The 24,039-nt window shown below is 54.2% G+C and carries 36 protein-coding genes, 3 tRNA genes and 1 pseudogene; 36 read left to right on the forward strand and 4 right to left on the reverse strand.

All coding sequences use genetic code 11. The features are described from left to right. The 4 genes and pseudogenes from HWX36_RS14820 to HWX36_RS37155 form a co-directional block, all read right to left on the reverse strand. Positions 1–474 (reverse strand): annotated as a pseudogene (locus HWX36_RS14820) (hypothetical protein); the annotation flags it as partial. Positions 475–500: 26 nt separating this feature from the next. Continuing rightward, positions 501–749: a hypothetical protein gene (locus HWX36_RS14825; RefSeq protein WP_175952834.1), complete on the reverse strand. Its 249-nt coding sequence runs from the start codon at positions 747–749 to the stop codon at positions 501–503. Positions 750–1,916: 1,167 nt separating this feature from the next. Beyond that, positions 1,917–2,270, reverse strand: a complete 354-nt coding sequence (locus HWX36_RS14830) for a hypothetical protein (RefSeq protein ID WP_175952835.1) — start codon at positions 2,268–2,270, stop codon at positions 1,917–1,919. 433 nt (positions 2,271–2,703) lie between these two features. Further along, positions 2,704–3,612, reverse strand: a complete 909-nt coding sequence (locus HWX36_RS37155) for a helix-turn-helix domain-containing protein (protein ID WP_244136424.1) — start codon at positions 3,610–3,612, stop codon at positions 2,704–2,706. A gap of 83 nt (positions 3,613–3,695) precedes the next feature. On the opposite strand from HWX36_RS37155, the gene HWX36_RS14845 reads away from it, so the two are divergent. From HWX36_RS14845 to HWX36_RS15020, 36 genes are all read left to right on the forward strand, one after another. After that, positions 3,696–4,142 carry a hypothetical protein gene (locus tag HWX36_RS14845; RefSeq protein WP_175952838.1) on the forward strand — a complete coding sequence of 149 codons (447 nt, stop codon included), beginning with the start codon at positions 3,696–3,698 and terminating at the stop codon, positions 4,140–4,142. Next, on the forward strand, positions 4,143–4,541 hold the full coding sequence (locus HWX36_RS14850) for an XRE family transcriptional regulator (protein WP_175952839.1): 399 nt from the start codon (positions 4,143–4,145) through the stop codon (positions 4,539–4,541). It abuts the gene before it with no gap. A 1-nt stretch (position 4,542) separates the two neighbouring features. Continuing rightward, positions 4,543–4,731 carry a hypothetical protein gene (locus HWX36_RS14855; RefSeq protein ID WP_175952840.1) on the forward strand — a complete coding sequence of 63 codons (189 nt, stop codon included), beginning with the start codon at positions 4,543–4,545 and terminating at the stop codon, positions 4,729–4,731. Positions 4,732–5,045: 314 nt separating this feature from the next. Next, on the forward strand, positions 5,046–5,822 hold the full coding sequence (locus HWX36_RS14860; RefSeq protein WP_175952841.1) for a YdaU family protein: 777 nt from the start codon (positions 5,046–5,048) through the stop codon (positions 5,820–5,822). Between the two features lie 46 nt (positions 5,823–5,868). Continuing rightward, positions 5,869–6,531: a replication protein P gene (locus tag HWX36_RS14865; RefSeq protein WP_175952842.1), complete on the forward strand. Its 663-nt coding sequence runs from the start codon at positions 5,869–5,871 to the stop codon at positions 6,529–6,531. Positions 6,532–6,770: 239 nt separating this feature from the next. After that, entirely contained in the window at positions 6,771–7,070 is a 300-nt protein-coding gene (locus HWX36_RS14870; protein WP_244136425.1) for a DUF1064 domain-containing protein, read from the forward strand. Positions 7,071–7,081: 11 nt separating this feature from the next. Continuing rightward, on the forward strand, positions 7,082–7,579 hold the full coding sequence (locus HWX36_RS14875; RefSeq protein WP_175952844.1) for a hypothetical protein: 498 nt from the start codon (positions 7,082–7,084) through the stop codon (positions 7,577–7,579). Then, positions 7,576–8,124 (forward strand): hypothetical protein, encoded by a 549-nt coding sequence (locus HWX36_RS14880; protein ID WP_175952845.1) that lies wholly within the window; start codon positions 7,576–7,578, stop codon positions 8,122–8,124. Before HWX36_RS14875 ends, HWX36_RS14880 begins: the two co-directional genes overlap by 4 nt. Further along, positions 8,121–8,432: a DUF4406 domain-containing protein gene (locus HWX36_RS14885; RefSeq protein WP_175952846.1), complete on the forward strand. Its 312-nt coding sequence runs from the start codon at positions 8,121–8,123 to the stop codon at positions 8,430–8,432. Before HWX36_RS14880 ends, HWX36_RS14885 begins: the two co-directional genes overlap by 4 nt. Then, the gene (locus tag HWX36_RS14890) at positions 8,429–9,088 is read left to right on the forward strand and encodes a dATP/dGTP diphosphohydrolase domain-containing protein (RefSeq protein ID WP_175952847.1); all 660 of its coding nucleotides are present in this window, start codon (positions 8,429–8,431) and stop codon (positions 9,086–9,088) included. The genes HWX36_RS14885 and HWX36_RS14890 overlap by 4 nt, the downstream gene beginning before the upstream one ends. 220 nt (positions 9,089–9,308) lie before the next feature. Then, positions 9,309–9,506 (forward strand): hypothetical protein, encoded by a 198-nt coding sequence (locus HWX36_RS14895; RefSeq protein ID WP_175952848.1) that lies wholly within the window; start codon positions 9,309–9,311, stop codon positions 9,504–9,506. Further along, positions 9,503–9,682 carry a hypothetical protein gene (locus tag HWX36_RS14900; RefSeq protein ID WP_175952849.1) on the forward strand — a complete coding sequence of 60 codons (180 nt, stop codon included), beginning with the start codon at positions 9,503–9,505 and terminating at the stop codon, positions 9,680–9,682. Before HWX36_RS14895 ends, HWX36_RS14900 begins: the two co-directional genes overlap by 4 nt. 268 nt (positions 9,683–9,950) lie before the next feature. Continuing rightward, positions 9,951–10,433 (forward strand): hypothetical protein, encoded by a 483-nt coding sequence (locus tag HWX36_RS14905; RefSeq protein ID WP_175952850.1) that lies wholly within the window; start codon positions 9,951–9,953, stop codon positions 10,431–10,433. Positions 10,434–10,854: 421 nt separating this feature from the next. Beyond that, complete coding sequence (locus tag HWX36_RS14910) at positions 10,855–11,298, forward strand: hypothetical protein (RefSeq protein ID WP_175953093.1); 444 nt, start codon at positions 10,855–10,857, stop codon at positions 11,296–11,298. Continuing rightward, entirely contained in the window at positions 11,295–11,588 is a 294-nt protein-coding gene (locus HWX36_RS14915; protein WP_175952851.1) for a hypothetical protein, read from the forward strand. Before HWX36_RS14910 ends, HWX36_RS14915 begins: the two co-directional genes overlap by 4 nt. Before the next feature lie 199 nt (positions 11,589–11,787). Then, entirely contained in the window at positions 11,788–12,018 is a 231-nt protein-coding gene (locus HWX36_RS14920) for a hypothetical protein (RefSeq protein WP_175952852.1), read from the forward strand. Positions 12,019–12,123: 105 nt separating this feature from the next. Further along, positions 12,124–12,387, forward strand: a complete 264-nt coding sequence (locus HWX36_RS14925; RefSeq protein WP_208457803.1) for a hypothetical protein — start codon at positions 12,124–12,126, stop codon at positions 12,385–12,387. Then, positions 12,380–12,703 (forward strand): hypothetical protein, encoded by a 324-nt coding sequence (locus HWX36_RS14930; RefSeq protein WP_175952832.1) that lies wholly within the window; start codon positions 12,380–12,382, stop codon positions 12,701–12,703. The genes HWX36_RS14925 and HWX36_RS14930 overlap by 8 nt, the downstream gene beginning before the upstream one ends. Before the next feature lie 132 nt (positions 12,704–12,835). Then, entirely contained in the window at positions 12,836–13,222 is a 387-nt protein-coding gene (locus HWX36_RS14935; RefSeq protein WP_175952854.1) for a hypothetical protein, read from the forward strand. A gap of 79 nt (positions 13,223–13,301) precedes the next feature. Beyond that, positions 13,302–13,703 (forward strand): hypothetical protein, encoded by a 402-nt coding sequence (locus tag HWX36_RS14940; protein WP_175952855.1) that lies wholly within the window; start codon positions 13,302–13,304, stop codon positions 13,701–13,703. Between the two features lie 9 nt (positions 13,704–13,712). Further along, positions 13,713–14,111, forward strand: a complete 399-nt coding sequence (locus tag HWX36_RS14945) for a hypothetical protein (protein ID WP_175952856.1) — start codon at positions 13,713–13,715, stop codon at positions 14,109–14,111. Positions 14,112–14,233: 122 nt separating this feature from the next. Further along, the gene (locus HWX36_RS14950) at positions 14,234–14,416 is read left to right on the forward strand and encodes a hypothetical protein (protein WP_175952833.1); all 183 of its coding nucleotides are present in this window, start codon (positions 14,234–14,236) and stop codon (positions 14,414–14,416) included. A gap of 95 nt (positions 14,417–14,511) precedes the next feature. After that, complete coding sequence (locus HWX36_RS14955; RefSeq protein ID WP_175952857.1) at positions 14,512–14,688, forward strand: hypothetical protein; 177 nt, start codon at positions 14,512–14,514, stop codon at positions 14,686–14,688. A 327-nt stretch (positions 14,689–15,015) separates the two neighbouring features. Beyond that, complete coding sequence (locus HWX36_RS14960; RefSeq protein WP_175952858.1) at positions 15,016–15,285, forward strand: hypothetical protein; 270 nt, start codon at positions 15,016–15,018, stop codon at positions 15,283–15,285. 130 nt (positions 15,286–15,415) lie between these two features. After that, a tRNA-Thr gene (locus HWX36_RS14965) sits at positions 15,416–15,492 on the forward strand. 1,117 nt (positions 15,493–16,609) lie between these two features. Beyond that, a complete protein-coding gene (locus HWX36_RS14970; RefSeq protein ID WP_175952859.1) occupies positions 16,610–16,813 on the forward strand; it encodes a hypothetical protein in 204 nt (67 codons plus the stop codon). Between the two features lie 3 nt (positions 16,814–16,816). After that, positions 16,817–16,892: transfer RNA gene (locus HWX36_RS14975), tRNA-Gly, on the forward strand. Positions 16,893–16,899: 7 nt separating this feature from the next. Beyond that, positions 16,900–16,974: transfer RNA gene (locus HWX36_RS14980), tRNA-Met, on the forward strand. Positions 16,975–16,989: 15 nt separating this feature from the next. Continuing rightward, positions 16,990–17,208, forward strand: coding sequence for a hypothetical protein (locus HWX36_RS14985; RefSeq protein ID WP_175952860.1), 219 nt, complete (start codon positions 16,990–16,992; stop codon positions 17,206–17,208). A gap of 6 nt (positions 17,209–17,214) precedes the next feature. Further along, positions 17,215–18,195 carry a hypothetical protein gene (locus HWX36_RS14990; RefSeq protein WP_175952861.1) on the forward strand — a complete coding sequence of 327 codons (981 nt, stop codon included), beginning with the start codon at positions 17,215–17,217 and terminating at the stop codon, positions 18,193–18,195. A gap of 721 nt (positions 18,196–18,916) precedes the next feature. Next, the gene (locus HWX36_RS14995; RefSeq protein WP_175952862.1) at positions 18,917–19,606 is read left to right on the forward strand and encodes a hypothetical protein; all 690 of its coding nucleotides are present in this window, start codon (positions 18,917–18,919) and stop codon (positions 19,604–19,606) included. Further along, entirely contained in the window at positions 19,542–21,086 is a 1,545-nt protein-coding gene (locus HWX36_RS15000; protein ID WP_175952863.1) for a terminase family protein, read from the forward strand. Before HWX36_RS14995 ends, HWX36_RS15000 begins: the two co-directional genes overlap by 65 nt. Positions 21,087–21,104: 18 nt before the next feature. Beyond that, entirely contained in the window at positions 21,105–22,514 is a 1,410-nt protein-coding gene (locus tag HWX36_RS15005; RefSeq protein WP_175952864.1) for a phage portal protein, read from the forward strand. Positions 22,515–22,540: 26 nt separating this feature from the next. Then, complete coding sequence (locus HWX36_RS15010; protein ID WP_175952865.1) at positions 22,541–22,852, forward strand: hypothetical protein; 312 nt, start codon at positions 22,541–22,543, stop codon at positions 22,850–22,852. A 17-nt stretch (positions 22,853–22,869) separates the two neighbouring features. Beyond that, entirely contained in the window at positions 22,870–23,058 is a 189-nt protein-coding gene (locus HWX36_RS15015; RefSeq protein WP_175952866.1) for a hypothetical protein, read from the forward strand. Beyond that, positions 23,058–23,888, forward strand: coding sequence for a hypothetical protein (locus tag HWX36_RS15020; protein WP_175952867.1), 831 nt, complete (start codon positions 23,058–23,060; stop codon positions 23,886–23,888). The genes HWX36_RS15015 and HWX36_RS15020 overlap by 1 nt, the downstream gene beginning before the upstream one ends. Positions 23,889–24,039 lie beyond the last annotated feature (151 nt).

Consider the following 24,039-nt stretch of genomic DNA (forward strand, 5'->3'; position numbering starts at 1 on the left):
GCTGGCCGTTGCCGCACCGCTATCGCCGCTGGCCGTTGCCGCACCGCTATCGCCGCTGGCCGTTGCCGCACCGCTATCGCCGCTGGCCGTTGCCAATCCATTTTTAACGGTGGAATAAGCGGGTGACTTTGGATCGATCGGCTTCGCGCGGCTGAATGTATATTCGACGGCTGCTTTGATGAGTCCCGCAAGATTCAACTCGACGCCAATTTTGATCTTCGAACTTGCAACCTTCGAATCTTCGCCATGCCGCGCAAGCGTGCCGCTTTGTTCAACGACGAAGAAACGCGATGTATTTGGTGAGTAGTAGCGCAGCACGTCAAGCGGGTATTCGCAGGCGTGAAAGCCGGCCGCGCATGCCTCGACATCTCCTTCGTGCGTATATTCCTCGCCGGCCGCATACTGGAATCCTCGACACTTCATATCCGCGTCGAAGCCCTTGTACGAAACGATCTTCTTGATTTCTTCGCTCATGGGTTCCCCCGATGGTGATTTAATGTTCAATCGTGATACCAGTGTTCGTCTTCCTCGATGCGCTCAAAGCCGTATTTCACGCCGTGGTAGACCGCCCAAATGAAAAGCCCCAATGCGATCGCGAGGGCCACAACGATCTTCCATAACATATGGAGTCCTAAATTAGTGACAGAAAAAGCAGCCCAGCCAAGCAATCCGAGGTTCGAGGTGCTTGTGTGGGGTGCCTTTGTGGGTGCCGGTTCGTAGTCCGGCGTCTGTTGGCGCAGACCGTCCATGGGCCTTATCCGCAGCTTGCCAAGCCCAAATTTCTAAGGCGCGGAGGCAACGTCTTTATCACTCGTCTGCCAGCGAGTCGCACACACCGAAGGGGATTGCTGCCCTTCTACCTGGGTGCACTTTCGGAACAGCTTCAGTGGATGGATCTCGGGCTTGAACCGAGAAATGCCGGCAGTGTCGGGTTTTACGGTTCCGAGTTCTGGTGCCTCGTTTACCAACGATTTGCGAGTCCACCTTAGCCGCCTGCGTTTACCAATTTCGCCAATCCATCCACTCAAACTGCTTGCAATGCTTCTGAGAAGGCGCTGTTGCTATACAGGGACCTTCGGCTAACCTACTGCACCAACCCGCCACGAGGGGATGGGCATTAAGGTGGATCGGCTTCGCGATTACTCGGTCGCGTAGGGAGTTCAGCGCCTTCTCAGAAGAACTGCTATCCCGCAGGGCGCTGACTACTCCCGGCTACGCCGGCTCCAACTACCCTGCGGTTTGTGCCGATTTTTAGCCATCGGTCACGTGTTCGGCTGTCTTGCATCAGGCTCATTCAGATTTCTGGTCGGCAACCCAATCATGCAGTCTGGCGCGATTCATCTGTCCTGATTCACGAGGCAGATCGCCCCGGCCGGTTGCTTCGCTTGCGCGGTCCCGGCTATGCGTTATGTTGGCTAATGCTCTCAGTGCTTGCGCCGGCCCGCGACGCCATTCATTCGCGGCATTCTTCCGGCCCGGAACCGACGTGGTGTACGTCACTTGGCGACTACTTGGCACGGGCCCACCCGCTCGAATGGCCTCACTAACCGCATGCCTGCGGCTGCTTTCATCGTTGCTGACACCAGCGCAAGCACTGATCGCACTAACCAAACACATTGTTAAAGAACTCGTCCGCTGTCACCGGAACGGCGCGCCCATTGGCGCTATTACGATCTCGTCAGTGCGGACATAATCCGCAGATACCTAGCCGTGTGTTGCTGCTTCCTCTAGGCGTTTCGATCTTGTGCCCGCCCCAGTGGGCGCGGTTGATCAGGCGCCGAAACGTGCCGCGATTCGATCTTTTCGAGCGTTGCGCTCGGCATACCGGATCTGCCCTGAGATCCACATTGCATCGAGTACTGCCAGAGCGCGTTTGGCGAGTCGTTTCACGGTCTTTCTCCTGTAGCGGGAGCGGGTTAGGCAAGACTGGCCGTCAGAAAGAAGCGCTTCGGCTTTCCAGTCGGTGCCAGGTATCCCGGCATCGAGTGGCCGAGCACCGTTCGATTCGGTGTTTCCCAAACGCTGTGGTCAGGCTTCGCACGCGGATGCACGTCACGCGGCCCCATGACGGCGAAGAACTTCGCTTCGCTGACCTCGACCATGCCGACCGGGATGCTTTCCGTATCACTTGCTTCGGTCAGCGCTTCGGCCGTTTTGACCGGCGCATGATCGGCGAGCGCAGCCAGCACTGCGGCTTCCTCATCGTCGTCAGGAATCACGCCGTTCTCGTTCCAGTTCTGCATGATTGTTTCGGCTTGCTGGCGGTTCATCGTCGTTCCCCTTCATTCCGTTGGTCAGTGCGTTGTGTGCTGCCTTGGAATGAATAATAGGCGTCCCTATCGTTCCGGTCAATAGGAATTTCGATCACACGCGAAGAAATTTGTAACAGGCAACAAAAACCCCGCCGTGGCGGGGTCTGCATGAAGAGGCGGGAATGTTATTGATGGGGAAGCGATTGCTCCCCAGGTGCGGGCGTTACATCAAGCAGTTTTGCGGCAGCGCGGATACAGACGTGTGCTTGTTCGAGTCTTGATTTAAGGATGCAGGTGGAGCATTTATCTTCCTCGTCAGCTTGGTTCTGAGGGCGCTTTATAGGCCATACAACGCCTTCTATGAGTGTTCCCATGGCACCTCCGTGTGTGCCAAATCGGATCGCAACGGGTTTGCGACCGACCATCTTATGAAAACGCCGAGGATTCCGGCCTAGCCATTCCATTTCCGAGAGCGGGGCTCCGGCGTTTCGTCCTGGCTTGGTTCGGTCGTCGCGATGATTGCCCCAATTGATGCTAAAAGTATCCCCCGACGTCGCCCCTGGGTGCGGTCGATTCTAGCGAGTTCTTCAATAATGACTCGCATTTCATCGGAAATCCCATCCAGCGAAAGCATCTTATCACTTTCTTTCGGTGGCTTTTCTGTGCTGGTGATTGGGGATTTCTCTAACGTCTTATCGTCGAAAGATTGATCTATATCATCTTGTGGCTTCCCCTCACCTCTAGCCAGCCATCTAGGGTTCACATTCAACGCGGCTGCGAGATCCACGATGCGCGCAGTTTCCCCTTCCCCATTTTCCAACGCCCATAGCGTCGGCTGAGACATGCCGGCCATCTTAGCGAGCGCTCGCTGGGATAGTCGTTTGGGTTGGGCGAGCTTCTCTCGGGCATACCTCACCCGGCCGCCAACAGTCATCAAATCGTAGGGCTTATCCATATAGGAATTCTTATCTATCGGGCGACCGAAATTCCTATTGACTTGTGTGATAGTCGTGACTATCATTGGGTCATGGATATTGATCTTCAAAGCATGGTTAGGACACTCGTCGGAGCTGGTTGGTCTCAGCGCCAGATTGCTCGGCGCGTCGGATGCAGCCAGCCAACCATCTCCAACATCTTGACCGGAAACATCGGAAAGGTTCGACCTTCCTATGCTCTGGTCACTGCCATTCAGGCGATGGTTGCAGATATCCGGACCAGCAAGGATTCGGTCGAAACATAGTTCTTCGGCAAAACGGTGATCCCCGTACGCGTGACCCCGACGTGTACTGGTTTGGGCGATGTTCGCATCGTCCTTTTTTATACGGCGGCTCGCGTTGAGCGGGTTGCGTAGGTAGTTCATGAAATTAGGCGTCCTTGTGACGCCTTAATTTGAGCCTGGATCTGAGTCGTAATTCCAGTTGTAAAACCATTGAATTTCTCTATATGAGACGAATTGAGCGGCCTGATGGATGGAAAAAATTCAAAAGTCAGCGCGGCCGCGCAAAGAATCGCGGCATCGCTTGGGATCTTACGTTCGAGGAATGGTTAAAGATCTGGATTGACTCAGGAAAGATGCATTTGCGTGGTAGGGGCGCCGGGACGTATGTGATGGCTCGAATCGGTGATAAGGGGCCGTATTCGGTGGAGAACGTCTTTATCTGCACGAACGCGCAAAACGTTAGTGACGCCGCAATCAATCGACCGGATGTCATGGGGTCGGCCGGAAAGATTGGTACCGGAAAGGGTTGGTGTCTGATTGACAGGGGTGGCCGAGGCATGATGTATCGCGCCACGTTCAAGGGGAAATTCCTCGGTGACTTCCAGACAAAAGAGGAATCCATCGAGGCGTACAAGAAAGCGTTTGAACAGTACCAACAGGAGAAAGAATAAATGCAGTCCCAACAATTCCAACAACACCAAGCCCAGCAAGGGATCGAGCAACATGCGCCCCGACCGGCGCCAATTTCTGCCCGCTTTCTTTCGGGCGACCTCATCAACGCCTGCGCATCTTTCCGTGATGCCGTTTGCCTCGCGTGGGAACACCGGGCAATCCGCGGCATGACGCAAAGAACGCTGGCTGAAAAGCTGGACGTGAAGGGTTCGCACATGTCGAACATGCTCAATCGCGAAGCAGTCGATCGGCACGGGAAGCCACGCCAGGATCTTCCGGCCCGCTACATCGCAGAGTTCGAACGCGAAGTTGGAAACCGTGCGGTATCGCAATATTTGGCCCGCATGGCGATGTTGACGCTCATGGAAGAAGTGATTACGGCCCAACGAGGTATGTGAGATGACCGAAGAAGAGGCGCTTCAAATTGGCCGTACGGCCATAGGGGATGCCATTAGACGTGTGGGAACGGAGCGAGACGCGTTGATTGATGAGGTGCAGCGCATGGCGGATGGTGACGCAAATTTGATGGTCGCCTTTGCCTTGGTTGGGCATTTGCTCATCGAATCGTGGCAGGACAGCAAACATTAGGAGGGTGCGATGGGTCTGCTGATTGATTTGTGGGTAATCGCCACGGTTTCTTTCGTATTCGGCGGCGCATGGGTGTTTGTATGACACGCCCCTATCACCACAGGACGACTGGCGAGCTTCGTGTTTTGCGCGAGTACTACCCGGTCGGAGGCGTCAACGAGTGCATGAAGCGCCTGACACACGTCGCCGACCTGTCGCCGAACAAGATTTGGAAGCAGGCGAAGAAGCAAAAGATTCGTTATGTCGGGGCAACGAGATAGAAGCCCATTGGGTTATTTCTGGGTATGCGAGACGAAACCGAAGGCCAAAGCCAGATGAAGTATTACAGCAAGCACATCGGCGATTTCGCCACCGCGACGCGTCTCCTTAACCTTACGGAGCGGGGTGCTTACAACGAGCTGATGGACTACTACTACTCCTCCGAAAAGCCGCTACCGGCTGATTTGGACGCGTTGTGCCGCATTGCCGGCGCATTCTCGGAACAGGAAAGAGCCGCTGTGGACAAGGTTTCCAAGCAGTTCTTCGAGAAGGTAGACGGTCAACTGTTCCACGAAAAGATCGAAGAGCAGATCCTCTCTTACAACGAGGAGGCAGAGAAAAATAGGCTGAATGGTGGTAAGGGGGGGCGTCCTCGCAAGGCCGACGAAAACCCAGTGGGTAACCCAGAGGGTTCCGTTTCGGATACCCAGAGGCAAACCCAAAAAAAAGCGAATCCAGTAACCAGTAACCATATATCTAAACCTAACGGTTTAGATAAAGGCAAAAAGGCGCCTGCGGCACCTTTTGCCCTGCCCGACTGGATTCCTGAAGTCGCATGGAGCGATTTTGTTGCCATGCGAAAGCAGATGCGAAAGCCAATGGGTGAAGCCGCGATCAAGTTGGCCGTCAAGGCCCTTGAAAAGCTCCGCGGCGAAGGAAATGAACCGCAGGCTGTTATCGAGCAGTCAATCATGCGGGGCTGGACTGGCTTATTCCCGTTGAGGGGTGATTTTGTGAAAGCCTCGGGTGGGAAAAAATTCGACCCCGTTGCATACGTGAACAAAGATCGAGTAACCGATCATGAACGCCCCGACGACTACATCGACGTTTAAGCAAAGCCTCTGGCTTGAGCAGCATCCGAAACTAGGAATCTCGCTCATGGACCATTTGTTCAACCGCTTCGATGGCGCGTATCCGAATCGTTGGCGAGCTTCATTTGCTAATGAGCAAGCGGTGGCGAACTGGCGCGATGCATGGTCTGAGGCATTTGATGAAGAAGGTCTGATGCCTCAGATGATTTCCGAAGGGCTGAAGGTCTGCCGCAAATCGTATGATTGGCCGCCTTCCCTCACCGAATTCCTAAAGGCATGCAAGCCGCAGATCAATGTCGATGTCGCGATCTACGAGGCTATCGAGCAGATGCGCAAACGGCAGCATGGCAAAGACGCATGGAGCAATCCGGCGATCTACTGGGCGGCTGTCAAGGTTGGCGAATTCGACATGATTAGCCAGACGTTTTCGAGCATCAAGCCACGGTTTGAAGCGGCGCTGAAGGTAGTGCTAGAAGGCACTGTACTACCGGTGCCTGAGCGTGTGGCAGCCTTGGCCGCACCGGGTGCAGCAGTATCGACACGCGAGTATGGTGCGCAAAGGCTGCAAGAGCTTGGGGCATCGGCGGCATTCAAACGCGCTCCAGGTGGCGCCAACATCGGTTGGGCGCTGAGCATTGTTGAAGAGGAAAAAAAGACCGGGAAAGTTCCGTTCAACAAATTGACCATCGCGCGACAGGCGATCTTCAATGCAACAGGTAAAGAAGCGTGAGCGCTGTTCGCCAATGTCGCACCTGTCGACACGCGACCAAAGATCCGGGCAACGAATCTCACTACCGGATCGGCTTGAGGAATTGTGCGCTGCGGCCGGTCTGGTGGTTCTGCAAAGGGAACTATAGCTGCGATAGGTGGGCGGCGAAGTAAGGAGACGGATCGATGGGATCTATAGCGATGAAGTCAAATAGTAGTACTAAGCGCATGCAAGCTCTTGGACGCCTCAAGGTCGGCGCAATGAACAAGACAGAGGCTGCGTATGACAAGGCGCTTGCCGACCGCAAACATGCTGGTGAGGTCGCTTGGTATCGCTTCGAGGGGATCAAGCTGCGTCTGGCCGACAACACGTTCTATACGCCGGACTTCGCCGTGATGCTTGTCGATGGCGCGATGGAATGCCACGAAGTCAAGGGGTTCTGGCAGGACGATGCCCGAGCCAAGATCAAGATCGCTGCGGATCAGTATCCGTTCCGCTTCATCGCCGTCACAGCGAAGGCAAAGAAGCTCGGTGGTGGTTGGGCTGTCGAGGAATTTTGAGGAGAAGTGACATGGGTGCTTCGAAAAAGCGCAAGGGAGCTAAGCGATACGACGCCGGCCGTTGGCTCGCACGCACCGTCTCATATGCCGAGCAACGCCAAGACGCCAATCCGTTAAAAGACGGCCAGCAACGCGACCTAGCCCTCTGCTACCACATCTCTTTCGAGAACATGCTCAAGCGTGGCAACGAAGAAGATTGGTATGTGCTGGCGAGCGCCATGAACGTTGCCTTGGTGCTCGCGGAACAGGGCTACGGCGAAGAATTCATCCCTGAAATCAAGCGCGCCATGGAATCGTTGATGGCCGTGAAATATCGAGCTGATCGCACAAGCCAGTGGGCTTTTGACGGTGCCGGCATCCAGCACATGCGTATCGCCATCGAGCTGCACGATCAGCAGTGCGCGCTCGCCAATCGCGGCGAGATTAAAAAGGCACTCAAAACGATCGTCAAACGGGCCAATGAAGGGCACATGTATGCCGCTGAACAATGCCAGTTGGAGGCAGCATGACCGCCAAACGCACTCGCAACGAATGGACGCTTCCTGAGGTAAGAATTTTGAAGGATGTATACCCAACTAGCATGTCGATCAACGATATCCAAGCGCTGCTTCCGCGTCACACTCGTCAGTCGATCATGGTCTATGCGCAAACCCATCTCAAGCTCAGGCGCCCACCACATCGGAATCGTCGCTATCCCGGGTGGGAACGCATCAAAGCTCTTCTCGCGGACAAGCAACTGACGATGCAGCAGATTGCCGATACTCTCGGTGTCTCGAAGCCATCTGTTTCGGAATGCATGCGGCTTCATCGTTCTGACTGGCATATCGCTGATCGCATTCCCCGCAGGGGTATGCACACGTGGATCATCGCGCTCGGGGCTGGTGAGGATGCGCCTGCGGATTTATGCGCCAAGACTCTCAGCACTTATTCAAAAGCTCGACCCAATCCATTTTTGGTTGCCGCTGGTGCAGTAAAGCCGGTTCAGGGCCATTCTGGTCGTGTAATCAGGCAAGACACGACCATTCACCAGCATGAAGAACTGGAGGAAGCATGAAGGTGTACCTGTCCGGCCCGATCACCGATATCCCGCACGGGAATCGTCCGCTGTTCGAATCTGAAACGGCACGCCTGCGATCCCTTGGCTATGACGTGGTGAATCCGTGGGAACTGAACCCGGCCGAGGACGCAGACTGGATGGATTGCATGCTGATTGACCTGCCTGCGGTCAAGTCGTGCCATGCAATCGCCCTGCTTCCTGGCTGGATCTTTTCGAACGGCGCGCAGATGGAATACATCACGGCGCGGAAATATGGGCTTGTCGTGCTGCATGCGGCGGATATCGTGGAAAAGGTGGCGGCATGAGTGAGCTTTCAGTAGATGTGCCGGGAATGATTGTCGTCGTTCAATCAACGATGGAGAAAGGGATCGTGACTGGAGCAACAGCAGATTACGTGTACGTCAACATTGACGGAGAGAACTGTCGTCTTCGCCGCAATGAATTGCGCTGTGCCCTTCTATCCGATAAACCAACAAATCCCAAGGATGCCATCGCGACAAACAAACTGCCGAGCCATCTGGTATCGCCGATCGTCAAGGCATACCAAGCCATCGCCCATTATCTCGGCAACGTGAAATATGGCGCGTGGAACTATCGGGCCGCTGGCGCTCGCGCATCGGTATATCGCGCTGCGTTTGATCGCCATATGGACGCATGGTGGGAAGGCGAGGAATTGGATTCGGCTGACGGAACGCCGCACTTGGCGAATGCCCTCGCCTGCATCGGCATTCTGATCGACGCCAAGCATTCAGGGAAGCTGATTGATGACCGGCCGCCGAGCCTGCATGGCGAGTTCGCAAAAGTGCGCGCCGACTTTGAAACGCTGATGCCGAAGATTCGCGAACGGTATGCCGACCGCAACCCTCATCACTACACCATTGCTGATACGGGCCTCGCCGAACACACCTCCCGCGAGGACGACGCACGCCTGATCGCAAAAAGCAATGCGGAGGCAGTCTAGCAATGCAGTCCCGTCGCGCATCCATTTGTGAGGCAGCTACCAGCACAGCGATCGGCTGCCTCATCAACATGGTGACGAACTATGTTGTCCTGCCCCATTACGGCATGCGCGTAAGTCTCGTCGACAACGTTGCGCTGACGGCTATCTACACCGCGATTTCCTTTGCTCGCTCATACAGTGTACGCAGGTTCTTCGCGAACTTTAGGGAACGGAGGAAGGGATGAATTGGATTCTTTTGATATTTTTGCATGCCGGAATGTTGTCGCATAACGATGATGTTTCAGTCACCACGGCGCGTTTCTATAACCAGAATGCCTGTCAAGCTGCTGGCCAAGAACTTCAACGTCTTTCTGGGCCCACGGTTCAACAAGCGAAATTCGTCTGCATTCACGATGCTGAACCTCAGGAGAAAAAATGAGCAACACCGCCGAACTGATCGTCCGCATCAGCAACATGACGCACGCCATTGCTGAGGCTTCCGCGAAAGGATTTTTCGATAATCCCAAGGCTGCCGAAATGACAACCGAGCTTAAACACATGGCCGAGAAGCTGGAAGAACTCGCGCTGGCTGAGTGTGTGGGGCGCAAGGTATGAGCCTTTGTCATTTTCCGCGCCATATCGAAGACAAGCATTGCTTGGTCTATTGCGGCCCCGATCGTTGCAACTGCCGCACCGGAAATCCGATTGAATGGCGCTTGCAGCAAGCCCGATTCGGGATCGTCGCGAAGCCTCACATTCAATTCGTCAACGGCTCTTGGCAGATCGGCTATCGAGGCGAAGCTCCAACCGTCTCTGGGATATCGCCCAAATTTGTCTACCAGATGTGGAGATGGGGCGAAGATGGATATTACGGGGAGGCGCAATGAGCAACGTTCCAACCATCTTTAACGGCGAGATGCAACTCATGAATTGGGGCGAGTCCTCTGCCAATGGCGCATGGGTCAAGTTCTGGATCACTCCAGAGGATCTGGAGGCATTCCGCCATCTCAAGTGTAAGAGCGGAAAGATCGCAGGGCATCGCGTCGCGGCAGTGCTCGTCGAGATCGGGGATGACGAACAGCCGGTGCAGCGCGATACCACAGCCACGGGAAATAACGCGTCCAAGGGTGGCGCACTTGCCGTGCTGGCTGGTCGCTTGTGCGCGGACGAACGGTTCTGGGAATTTGTAAGCGATACATACGGAGACAAGATTTCTCATCCCGATCAATGCGCTATCTGGATGCGGTGTCAATGCGAAATCAGAAGTCGCGCTGAACTCGATCACAACGAAGCGGCAGCAGAAGCATTCCACCGCATCATTCGCGGCCCATGGCAAAAGTACTGTCAACAGAGGGGATGGAAGTGAGGGGATTTATCGCTTCATTCATACAATTCACGCCTATTGCAATTTATATGGATTTCCATGGCGTCCCGTTGGAAAGCAAGGAATATTGGATTATGGCCTCAATACTTGTCATCTCAAATGCGATCGCTGAAGCGATAAGGGGATGGAATAATGCATGACGGCATCTGCATTTTCTCGTTCATCAGCATCGCGCTACTTTATCCGAGCTGGCTTCAACACCATTCGCGCGGCTGGAAGTTCCTCGCGCTTTGGGCGGCTCCTATGGTCGGGTTCTTTCTTGGGTGGATGGCGAAATGAAGAAGAGTCAGTTTTTATCCCTATGCGCAATAATTGTCGCAGCGCCGCACGTTAATCAAGAGGCGCTGCAATGGATCTGCCCAATCACATTGATCGTTTCATGGGCTTATGCATGGAGAGGGGAATGAAGCGTTCTTCGCTGACGCGCAAGACTCCGCTCAAGCGCGGTAGTTGGTCCCGCAAAAGCTCACCCCTGCCCGAAGGCACCAAGCCAGAGCGCAAGACGGCGATCAAGGCGCGAGTGAAACGACCGACCGTGGCGGAAGGATCGAAGTATCTGACGGCATGCCGCGGTGAGCGATGCTATTTACGCATGTTTGGCTGCCTTGGCGGCGGAGAAGCAGTCGTTCCTTGCCACTCGAATCAAGCGAAACATGGCAAAGGCATGGGAATCAAGGCGTACCACGAATTCACGGTGCCGGGTTGTGCGAATTGCCATCGACTTCTGGATCAAGGCCCGGGTCTGCGAGCCGAGAAGTTCGCAGTATGGGATGTGGCTTATGAAGCATGGGAACCGGTGCGCGCTCGCAAGATGGGACTGGAAAAAACTGAATTGGAGGAAGTGTGAAAAAATATCGAGCGTCTTGGAAATATGCCCCAAGAATTGAGGAATTTGAAGTTGAAAAGGAAACCAAACTTACGGTTTCATACAATCCATGGAGACACGGGCGTGATCGGATAAGTCGAGAAAACAAAACTAGTGATGGCCATGGATGGTTCGATACATTCGATGAGGCGAAATCTGCACTTGTTGTCGAATTCGAAAGAAAGGTTGAGCGCGCGAGAGATAAACTGAAACGCGCTAATGATGCTCTGGGAAATGCCAATGGAATAAAAGAACCTATGGAGCCACTATGACTAACGATTGCCCACGCGCCGGCCGCTGGATCGGTCACTGCAATTTTATACCTCGATATGATCGCATTCCACCACAGCGGACTGGTGATTTGCTTGCTGACGGCATGATGCTGAACTCTGAAATTGAGGCACGTACCAAGCGCATCTATGTGTGCGACGTCTGCACACGCTGCGGCAAGGTGATCAAACGTGAGGCATCATGACCAACACCATCGAATTCCGCCGCTTTGGCCGCAGGCGCTGGTTCTTCTGCATGCTAGAGGATGGCGATATCAAGCTGTTTGGCTCTGCGGCTACTGCTCAAGCATGGGCGGTGACGCAGGGTTCAAGGCTGTGTTTGTGGAGACGAAATGATGGCAGTAACTTCAGCAGTCTGGGTTTTGATTGTCGCGACGCATGTCTGCGCCGGCTCGGTGGTGAATATGTTTGAGTTCGAGGATCAAATAGCTTGCGAATACGCAGCCAAAGCGGCGCGGGCTGTATCTAATGATGCTGATGAGAAAGCGCACACATGGTGTGTTCCGAAGAGGTCGAAATGAGCGCCCTAGCCAACACAATCCGCCAACTATCCGGCCGCCTTGCTCTACTTCGCGCCGAGCGTGAGCGTTACCAGGCGCTGTGTGCCGCAGCCTACCAACTGGCCGGAACCGTGAACGCGCCAGTGCGATTTCTTGACGCGTTCGCGGATGGCGCAAACGGCGAGATCGAGGCGCGGCAGAAGACGGATGGACTATTGCCGCTGACCGCAGAGGAAATTGATGGGCTTCGAGAACTGATGGAGGGAAGCGATCATGACTGAGAGAAACCACGACGTTTGGAAGAACGATGGCGATTTCGGATCGGCTGTGTGTGAATGCCTTTCAGGCTGGGGGTTGGACATGATCCGGGACGATGAGATGCACGATCTCTACGATCTTTGGCTTGCTGGCCGTCGCACCACTCCCGACAGGGATTCGATCATCGAGGAATGCGCGAAGGTGTGCGAAGCATGGTCGGCATCGATTGATACCGGGAAGAAACGGAATCGCGTAGTGGGTGCGGCAATGCAAGGTGCGTTGACCTGCGCAGAAGCGATTCGCCAGACGAAGACCGCCCCCAATGGAGAAAAGTCATGAACTACTGGCTATCAAAATACTGGCGCTGCCGATGCACGTTTTTCAATCCAATCAGGATTGGCCCGCAGCAATGCCCTAAATGCAAGGTGTGGAAATGACGATCGACATCGAAGAACTGAAACGGGAGATGGAATGATCGACATTGATCGAATCGAAAATCTTATCGGTTATGACAAGATCCCGGATGCATGGATTGCCGAACTCTGCGCTGAGACGCGCCAACTTCGCGAAGACCTCCAAGCCGCCAAGCTACTTGCTCACGCCAATGGGGAGATGTTTCGGGCGGAGAGGGCGGACGGGGAACGTTGGAGAACGCTCGTGAAGTGGATCACGGAAAACTATGGTCCATCCACTCATAATTTCGACTTCACATATCAGCCGTCTGGCTACAACGGCGGTTACTTTTGTTGGGTCGAATTCGGGTGGAGGCATCCCCAATGGGAACATCCGACAGCAGATCAAATAAATGCCGCCATTGATGCGGCTCGTCAGGAAAAGCGAACATTCGCAACCGATTGATTTATCAGTTATAATATGCAGTGCTAAGCGACGCGAGATCGCTAGTTGATCGGGGCTCACGCTATTCTGCGGAGCAATCATGAATGTTGTGAACGACGGCAAGCGGATCGCTCAGTCTGAGGACGATCACATCAAGGAACTCGTCTACAAGTGGGTTGGTTGGCATCGATCGCGCAAGCTCTTTGCTCCCCCGGTTCCGCAGAGCATTCTTGCGAGAATCGGAGAGCCGCCAGGACGAGATCACGGGAATGGTGGCCCGGATGCGGAGTTGAGCGCGGCGGCGTCCTACTTCAACCTTGCCCTCTTGGCGATGCCCGAAGGTAAGCCGAAACAGGCGTTCTATCTACTCTACTTCCATCAAGTCCGCCCTGCCAAACTGATCATGGATGCGTTGGAAATGGAAAAGTCGCAGTTCTACGATATGGTGAAGAAGTTTCGCAAGGATACCTACCGCGCTTACCAACGAATGCTTTGTCAGTGAAGGACAGACATGATGATCATCGATACAGTACTAGGCCGCCATGTTAAGAACTTCACAGAATTGGATTTTACGGCAGTCGCTGAGGTTCATAGCTATCGCGTTGACTTCAAAATTTACCATGTGATGTCTTGGGAATGGTGGGACGACAATGGACATCACGAGCGGCCTCTATGGGTTAGGGCTGGATCAACTGGTGGCGGTGACGATGTTCAAAACCTAGAAGAGGCTGAAATCTATTTGCATGGCGAAGTCAAATGGGATGGATGCAGCAACTGGCATTTCGATGAGCAGGACAGGGTCATGCTACATGGATGTAGCAGAAGCGACATCCAACGCTTCGGAGATGTAATGGCAGCATGCTGGGATTGGGCAATGGAATTGCTTCCGAACTCGGACGGTGTCCGGTAAAAACCGGATACTTTAATACCGGAAGTTTTTCGTAGATTTGCTATGATTTATGAAAGTCTGGAATTCGTCGCCCAGACAAAACAAGCCCCGCCAAGCGCGGGGCTTTTTCATTGCAAATCGCCATGCGCTCCACCGCCCTGCCTTCCCACATGTATCGCGATCCCCTCGCGATCCTTGAGGCGAAGCAATCGCGAGAGCGCCGCGAGGCCGCCAAGCGCGTCCGAATGGATCGCGGCGAGGCGGAGACCTGGAGCGACGCCCGTAAGGCCGCAGAAGCGCTATTTGACCAGCCTGAGCAAGATTAGCGGAGGCGCCATGCATCCATCCAGTAAGGTATTGATCGGGATCGCGATGCTGGTTGTGTTCTGCTGCTGCGTGATTGCAAAAGGATTGCTGCGCCGTGAACGCCGAAGCCGTAAGTGACTGGGCGCTGGAGTGTGCGATCTACGCGAACGCATCCGGGATGATCGAACTGCCGTATCGCTGGGCGGATACCGAGGTTGATTGGCTGCTGACGCTGTATGCGAGTGGCATTCCGCCAGAGATCGCAGCGCGGACGTTGTTCACTCGACATTGAGCGTTCACGGGAAATGAACATCGCCAAAAAATGAACATGGCCCCTTGGCAGCCTGCGGAGTCCGACGATGGGTGATGCGCAGCCCGGAAAGGTATTCGCGGTGACCGTTCGATTCGATTCGGTTCGGGCCGCCACACACCCGCAGTATTCTGCTAAATCAACCGCGAAAAGACTAATATTCTGGCGGAATATGCTGGAATGAGCGGTTTATATACAGGCAGAAAAAGTGAACATGAATCAGCTTATTTCGCTTTGGCTGAACGAGGCCGCTCGGGCGGCTTGGCTCTGGTCACGGTGGCTCGATAGCGCGGCGGAGGTATGGTCGGAATGAAACGAGTTTTCTGGATCGCGCTGATTACCTATCTGGTCGCATCGTTTGCTTCTCTGATTTTTGTGGTACGTGGCGCATTCCAAGTGGAACATGCGCTTTCCGTGCGCTTGGATGCGGATCTTACGCGGCTGGAAAAGGCGATCAATCAGCTTGATTCAAGCGGCAGTGATGACAATAACGACCAACCAACCGTTCAGCCGCTGGGCTGTAAGGAATGGTCAATCAGTCTCGCCACAATGAACGAAGTGCCCTGCCATCTCGGATAATTCCGACATCGCAGGAAGAAACCGGCTGGCAAAGATAGGGCCAGCGCGCGAACCCGTCACGCGCATCAATCCATTGTCCATGGACAGAGGACATGTAAATTTTGACTTTTCTAATAAGTCAAGTCATTTCGCTTCCGTAGATCAATAGGTAGAGCGGCTCCCCTGTAAGGAGCGGGTTGTGGGTTCGAGTCCGTGCCGGAAGCACCAAACATACCGGAAGCAGAGGCCAGGTGAAGAGGAAGCGTCGAGTCTTGAATGACGCGACATGGAACGCCGCTAGTGGGGCTCGAAAGTTTGTTCCTGTCAGTCACGGCCATGCGCTGCATGGTAGCCCCGCACGGGTGTTGCATGAACTGAGTTGTTGCATGCAGCCGTCTGCCTCACGAAACGAGGCCTCTCACAACGAGGAAACCGCTGGGAACTACTCCAAGGCCGTACACCTTGGATCCTGCACCTATCTAGCAGCGCTCCGGAGCGGCAAGATTGGCAAAGACAGCGCCTCGTTGTGAGAGCGAATGCGCAGGCTGATGCGCCAACGTGTCCAGCGAGAGCCAGCCGGGTGTGGTGGTCGGCTGACGGGGTGTTTGACGGTTCGATTCCGTAGACGATGACCTGCGACGCGGAGCCCTGTATGCCGGAGATCAGCACCGGCCGCTCTCTACGATGTGAGACCCCGTTAGCTTTGCGAAAGCATTGGAGCGGCTGAAGTGGGAGTGCCCGTCGACTCACTGGGCGGGAATGGACGCGCTGAGAGGCGCTCCAATTACCAAGTCGGATGGCGGCAGATGCATGGGCGGTGTCCCTGTCTGTTTGGCTATCGGTCCTCCAGACTGCGCTTGCGAGCCCTGCCATGCATCACTGGGCCTCATCGATGGCGAGCGTAGTCTAGAGGGTGGATTCAATCGATTACCCTGAACCGAAGAGTCTAGAGGCCGGGATATAGCACGTTGCCATCATAGCGAAATGGCCGATTTAGCGCCCTCACCTTGGAAAGCTCCGGTACGCAAGCCGGCGAGCTGGTGCGAAGCCAGTTTACGAATCTCCCTCTTCTCTTGGGATAAGAGCCCCGGGTCTTAAATAGAGTCGGCAAGCAAAGGGAACGATTGGCTGCCGTAAGCAGCCTCTTCATGTAAGCCGGTGCCAAAGGATTGTGCCGCGTCTGTTATGCGCAACGCCTAGCCGCCGGGATCATCGCAGCCTGACAGACGCAGGCAACGGGCGGTCGGCTTACCTGAAGGTGATGCAGAGTCAACCGCGCGCCGCGATTGCGGGCCACTGCGCCATGCGGGTTGAGAGCGGTAGCCTTCTTTAACAGGGAATAGCGATGAAAATCAATTGCGAGACCAAGCAAGAAATTATTCTTGAGGCGGCTCGAACCGCTGCAAAGGAACTGCTTGAACGACCTTTCGGTACGACCAGCATCGTTGATCGCGTATCTGCGGGTGTGGAAAAGGATCGTGCCGTCATTATCGGTAAACTGATCGCACGTGCAGCTATCGAGGCATCGAAACTTCTCGCTGACGAGTAATACGCGAGCATAACTCAGTTGGTAGAGTCGCAGCCTTCCAAGCTGTCGGTCCTCGGTTCAAATCCGAGTGCTCGCTCCAGATCAAATGCGGGTATGGGGTATTGGTAGCCCAAAGGTCTCATAAGCCTTTCAAGCGAGTTCGATTCTCGCTCCCGCAACCATTCGCAGGAATCCCCATGGCTACGCGCAAGGCAAAGACGATTCCAATCGTTGAGGACCGCGTGCAGACATGCGAATCCTGTCGGCATCGCTTCGCTAAGCACGATTACCAAGAGTGCCGTCGGTATCCGCTCAAAATCGTGCTTGATATGCAAGACGGCGGCCACTTCAGCGCCTTCCCGCTGATTGGTCTCGAAGAATTCTGCGGAGAGTGGGCCGCGAAACTTAACTCATGAGTGACTATGACCGATCTTATTGACGCCGTAGCCGCTCATGGCGGCATTCGACCTGCCGCGCGAGCATTGGGTATTCCGGAGAGTACCCTGCGCTCGCGCTTGAAGGGAACCGATTTTTCGATCGAGCAACCTGAACCTGCGTTACTCCCGGTTGATGAATTGCTTGCGCGCCGCAAACAGCAATACGCGCAGAAAGTTCGGCATGAACAATCTCGCCAACTGATCCCTGTCAGGATCAAGGTGCTTGGGCCGATTGGCATCCTTCATTTCGGCGATCCGCACGTCGATGATGATGGCACCGATCTGGCGCTGCTCGAACGCCACATGGAGTTGTGCCGTTCCGTAGAAGGATTGTATGGCGCCAACATTGGCGACACTACGAACAACTGGATTGGACGCCTTGGCCGTTTGTATGGCGAGCAAAGCACAAGCGCCGCTGAGGCATGGCAGCTTGCCGAATGGTTCTTGACAAACACGCCATGGCTCTACCTGATTGGGGGAAATCACGACGCGTGGAGCGGAACTGGTGATCCGATCCGCTGGATTGTCGGGCAAGCCGGATCGCTGTATCAGGATAGCGAGGTACGTCTTGCACTCTCCTTCCCGAATAAGGCGAGCGTGCGCATCAACGCGCGCCACGATTTCTCAGGACATTCCATCTACAACCCAGTGCATGGCGCGACGAAAGCCCTGCACTTCGGTGTTCGCGACCATGTGGCGATTTGTGGCCACAAACACACGTCGGGTTATGGGGTTCTGAAAGATCCGGATAGCGGCATTACGATGCATGCAATTCAGATCGCCAGCTACAAAATCCATGACCGATATGCTCGCGAGAAAGGATTACGTGATCAGCATCTATCGCCGTGTGCGGTGACAATCATCGACCCCGATCTACCGGCGACTCATCCCGACCTAATAAAGGTCTTTTGGGACGCCGAAGAAGGCGCAGATTATCTGAAGTTCAAGCGGACTAAGTTTTCGTAATCTGGCGGGAAATCGACGCAAGGGATGCGGAGATAACTAGCCGCTTCTCCGCAAAATTCACAGCCACATCGCCTTTCAGCAAACGCTGAAATTCACGTAAAGACTGAATAGATCACCGCCGCCCCGCCTGCTCAGGCGTCATGGGGCGCACGCAGCGCAACGCTGCACGCCGGGAAACCGGCACTTATTCTATAGAGTAAACGCATGACTGTTCCATTACCTCCGCCACAGGCAACGGATGGATCGCCCTACGTTACCGATCAAGTCATAGGATCGAATGGGGTAATTTTGCCTCGGTGGGTTGGTGACGCATACGCTTCGGCAACAATTAATTCCGCCCAGGGAACGACGCCAATTATTCTAATCACAGGAGCGCCGGGGTATTACATCACCCGCCTTCTAGTAGAAGTATTGCCGAATGCAACAATGACGAGCGGCGGAATGGTCAATGTTACGTTTTCCGATTCCGTATTGGGAACGCTGGGACAATTGCCCGTATATCTTCCCGCTACTTTTACGGCACCTACGGTTCCAACAGTTGCCACTCCGCAAGAGACTGGTTCCGGCTTCCTAGTTCGCAGCACGACTGCCGGAAGCATTCTATCAGTGTCGGTCAATAACGCCTTGTCAGGCGGAAGCATTCGGGTCGCGGTCAACTATGGATTGACGCCGATCCTGTAACTATTTTGTAAATTAGAAAAGGGCCGACGCCCAACAGGGTATGTCCCAAGAAAAGAAAGCTCCTCCAGACTGGGAGCGCATTGAAGCAGATTACCGAGCTGGCGTTCTGTCACTCCGGGAAATCGCTGCCTCGCAGGGTGTAACCGAAGGCGCAATCCGCAAGCGGGCAAAGCGTGATGATTGGGCTCGCGATCTAGCTGGGAAAGTCAGAGCTAAGGCTGACGAGCTGGTACGCAGAGAGCTGGTACGCAGCGCGGTACGCACTGGAAGTGATGCGTACTCAGAGAAAGAGATCGTTGCAGCGAATGGCGAAGCCGTAGCCGCCATTGAGATTGGGCAGCGTAAAGATATTGGTCGTGCCCGGACTCTCGCCATGTCCTTGCTGGCCGAACTGGAGCATGAAACCGATAATTTTGAGTTGTTCGAGGAATTGGGCGAGATTCTGCGCAGCGAAGATGATCGCGGTCAAGACAAACGCAATGATATTTACCAAAAGGTCATTTCCAGTGCTGGTCGCATCGATAGCATGAAGAAGTTAGCCGACACACTCAAGACATTGGTTGGGCTGCAGCGCGAAGCTTATGGGTTGGTTGCTGCCCAGAAACTTGAGGTGACGGGCAAAAATGGCGGCCCGATTGAAACACGAACCGCCCAGGAAATGACGGATGACGAACTCGCCGCCTACATTGGAGCAAGCGGCGCAAGAACTATGGATTCGCCGCAGAGCTAGAGAGGATGTCCTCTCCTACGCCCAAGCTATCGAGATCCCCGGCAAGCCCGCCGGCGAAGATCCAGACACGGAGTTCTTCGAACCCATCGAATCGACGATGGCGCAGCACCACCGCCTCATTCTTGAGACGATGGAGCGGGTCAGCAAGACGCCGCACGGTCGGGCCATGTTCTTCATGCCGCCCGGTAGCGCGAAGTCGACCTACGCATCGGTCGTGTTTCCCTCGCGCTATCTCGGTGCGGAGAAGAATCGCAAGGTCATTCTCGCCAGCTATGGCGATGACCTCGCCCGCAAGATGGGGCGCCGTACCCGCTCGATCATCAAGCAGAAGCGGTTCAAGGGAATTTACGGTTGTGAGTTGACGACCGAATCGTCGGCAGCTCAAGAATTTTCGCTAACGAATGGCAGCGAGTACATCGCAACCGGGATTCTTGGCGGCGTTACTGGCAACCGTGCGAACGGCATCATTATCGATGACCCGGTAAAGGGTCGCGAACAAGCTGACTCGCCGACGATCCGCGACAAAACTTGGGACGCGTATAACGACGACCTGAAGACGCGCCTGATTCCGGGCGGTTGGGTTGTCATCATCCAGACGCGCTGGCATGAAGATGATCTCGCTGGCCGCATTCTTCCCGAAGACTGGAAAGGTGAAAGCGGCCCGATCATGTGCCGCGACGGAAACGTCTGGGAGGTTGTCTGCTTGCAGGCACGCTGTGAAGTCCAGAACGATCCGCTCGGCCGAAAGATCGGTGAATACCTGTGGCCGCAATGGTTCACGGAAAAGCACTGGGCGCAATTTCAGGCGAATGTCCGTACTTGGACATCCCTATATCAGCAGTTACCTCGCCCGCTCGATGGCACGTTGTTTAAGATCGAGAGCATGCTGGTTGATGGTCAACCAGTTTCGATGCCGCGCCAATGTGATTATGTGTATGCGGTGCTCGATAGTGCTCTGAAGGCTGGAGATAAGAATGATGGCACGGCTATCACTTATTTCGCACGCAATAAGTTTTATGGCCAAAAATTAATCATTCTCGATTGGGACATAACGCAAATCGATAGTGACCTGATCGCCGAATGGTTCCCATCTGTCATGTCTCGACTTATGGAGCTAGCGAGCTTAACTGGTGCGCGGATGGGAAGCGCCGGGTGTTTCGTGGAGGACAAAGGTAGCGGCATTACGCTTCTCCAGCGCGCAACTCGCAATGGCTGGCCAGCAGAGGCGATCGACAGCAAATTGACGTCGATGAGCAAGGATGCCCGCGGAACTGGCGTATCCGATTTTGTACATCATGGTGATGTCAAGATTTGCGAGAACGCTTACAACAAGATCGTTGAATACAAGGGGCGATCTCAAAACCATTTCCTAAGCCAGTTTTTTGGATACCGGTTAGGCATTCCAAATCAAGCAGACGACCTATACGACACCGGCGTCTATGGCATTGCAATTGGCCTCGGAGATAGCGACGGCCTATAACTGACGACATCTTCCCATATGGCAGAAATCACAATCCAAGGTTCAACGCTGTCGTCGGCCTTGACTGATCTGCTCATGGCCGATGATATCTTGCCGGGAGCAGAACCATCGTATCAGTTGTGCAAAACGATATACGCCTTCCATCCTCTTGGCGGCAAGATCGTTGACCAACCGATCAAGATCGCGATGTCGCAAAAGCGAAAAATCTCGATCCCGAATAGTCCAGAAGAGCGAATTCGCGAGGCTTTTGAGCGAAAATGGGCAGAAATTAACGCAGACACTTATATCGCCAACACTTGGCGGCTGAGCAAGATCTACGGCGCTGCGGCTATTGTGTTTGGCGCTGAGGGTGTCGATACAGACAAGCCGATCAAACCGGAAGATCTGGCAAAGCTGGAGCTGTACTTCAATGCGCTCGATCCGCTGAACACGGCGGGCTCCTTGGTTCTCAATCAAGATCCGAACGCGCCTGACTTCCAAAAACCAACCGTTATTACCGCTGCCGGCCAGACATATCACCCTTCTCGCTCACTTGTGTTCTTCAACGAAGCGCCGCTGTATATCGAGTTCACCAATTCGGCGTATGGCTACACCGGTCGATCGGCCTACCAGCGGGCACTCTTTCCGCTGAAGTCGTTCGTGCAGACGATGATTGCCGACGATATGGTCGCTCGCAAGGTCGGTGTGATCGTCGCGAAGATGAAACCTGCCGGATCTATCGCAGATCGCGCGATGGCCGTTCTGCAAGGCATCAAGCGCAATGTTGTGAAGGAAGCGCAGACCAACAACGTCATCAACATTACGCCGGAAGAAGCAATTGAAACGTTGAATCTGCTGAATGCTGATGGCGCACTGAAGACGGCGCGGAAGAATATCCTCGAGAACGTAGCCGCAGCGGTTCCGCAGCCGGCCAAGTTGCTCAACTCCGAGTCGTACGCCGAAGGATTCGGAGAAGGCACAGAAGATGCGAAAGATCTGATTCGCTACATCAAGCATGAACGCGAAGTTGTTCAGCCGCTCTATCAATTCTTCGACAATATCGTCATGCGTCTCGCCTGGACGCCAGAATTCTTCGAGACAATCAGGGCAACGGTTCCTGAATATAAAGATGTCGAATTTGAGACGGCATTCTATCAGTGGAAGAACGCCTATGAAGCAACTTGGCCATCATTGATGGAAGAGCCAGAAAGTGAGCTTGTGAAGGTCGAAAAAATAAAGTTTGAAGCGATGACCGCCGCAGTAGAAGTGGTGAAGCCAGATCTTGATCCGAAGAATAAGTCTCGTCTCATCGAGTGGTTCGCGGACAATATGAACGAATCCAAGCGGTTATTTCCCAATCCTCTTGTTCTAGATTATGAGGATCTTGAGAATTATGAGCCACCGCAACCCGATCCAGAACCAAGTGAGCCGCGGCCGCACAACATTTGAGCAACTTTCTATCACAGGGGGTAGAGATGAATTCGTACGATCCGAGAAAGCAATATTCACCCATTTCCGAACTTCGTGCCACTAGCATTCAAAATGCCGAAAGATCTGTAGATCAAAGCGATTTCTTCGGGAACAAGGATCCAGTTCTTTTGGTGTTGGGGGCAGATTTTGTGCGAATGCTTTTGGAGAAATTTCCAGAAGAGTTCCCAGTAGCCGAAGAATTGACTCCGGGCAATCGATTCTTTTCAGATGGCTTTGAGGAAAAATGTGCCGATCATAGCTCATTTGAATTCAAATTTGCCGCATGGATCGATGAAAAGCGCCGGGAATCAAAATGAGTCTAAGCGCAGACCCTATGGAGCGCGTCACTCAAGAGTTGACGACAATGCCGGGCCATCGCATCCCGACAAGCCTCATCACCGGCGCAATCGCACACTATCGACCGATCCTTGGGCGTGATGCCGAGTACATCATCCGCGCGATTGAGGGGCGGCACAAGCGAATCGTAGAACTTGAGGCGCAGGTAAAACGCAAAGGTAAATAGTGGCCACTTTCTTCGAGACGATCACTGAAGCGATCCGCCACTTTGAGGTAAATGGCTTTACCTCAGTCGAAGATCTACAAATCTGGATTGATCGTCTAAGAAAAGCCGCTGCCGCCACGCTCGTCCCAGAAGCAAAATTAGATGACGAACTGCGTCGCGTTCTCAGCGGCGTCTACAAGCGGATGATCGACGATGGCCAGATCATCAAGAAGCATCCAGGCATTGCACGCTTCACCGTCGATCGTCTCAAGCCGAAACTGCGCACCGAACTTGATCGACGCATGATGGTCTCGCGTAGCCTCATCAAGCTCAATCGCGAGCAGATGATGGATCAGGTCGAGCGCCGATTCTCCGGGTGGGCGTCGAGCATTCCCGCTGGCGGTAGTCGAGCCATCGACATCAAGGACGTCAAAGAGAACATCCGAAAGCCGCTTACGTCGATGCCGTTCACTGAGCGGCGAGTGATGATTGATCAGGGCGCGAAGTTCGTTTCCAGCCTGAACGAGATCATCGCGACAGACGGCGGGGCGATTGCAGCGCAATGGCATTCGCAATGGCGCAGGCCGGGATACCACTTCCGTCCCGACCACAAAGAACGTGATATGAAGGTGTACGTGATCCGCGGCAACTGGGCTCTCCAGAAGGGCTTGATGAAGGCTGGACCCGCTGGATATTACGACGACATCACCAAGCCAGCCGAGGAAGTGTATTGCTCGTGCTCGGCCGTCTATCTCTACTCTCTCCGGGAATTGCCGGACGACATGCTGACCATCAAGGGTCGCGAATCTCTCGCCGAAGCGCGAGCCAAAATCCAAGCAATGAGAAAGTGATGGGAGTATCATGATCCTTCCCGACTATGGAGAAGGTCATGTCTGATATTACTGAGCACGCATTACGCATACTAACAAAACATTTTGATATATTCATTGGCGAGTGCATGGACGAGAACGGAAAGCCCCAAGCCCCATCCATGCAAGCCCT

The organism is Burkholderia sp. BCC0405 (assembly GCF_902833075.1).
Taxonomy (GTDB): domain Bacteria; phylum Pseudomonadota; class Gammaproteobacteria; order Burkholderiales; family Burkholderiaceae; genus Burkholderia.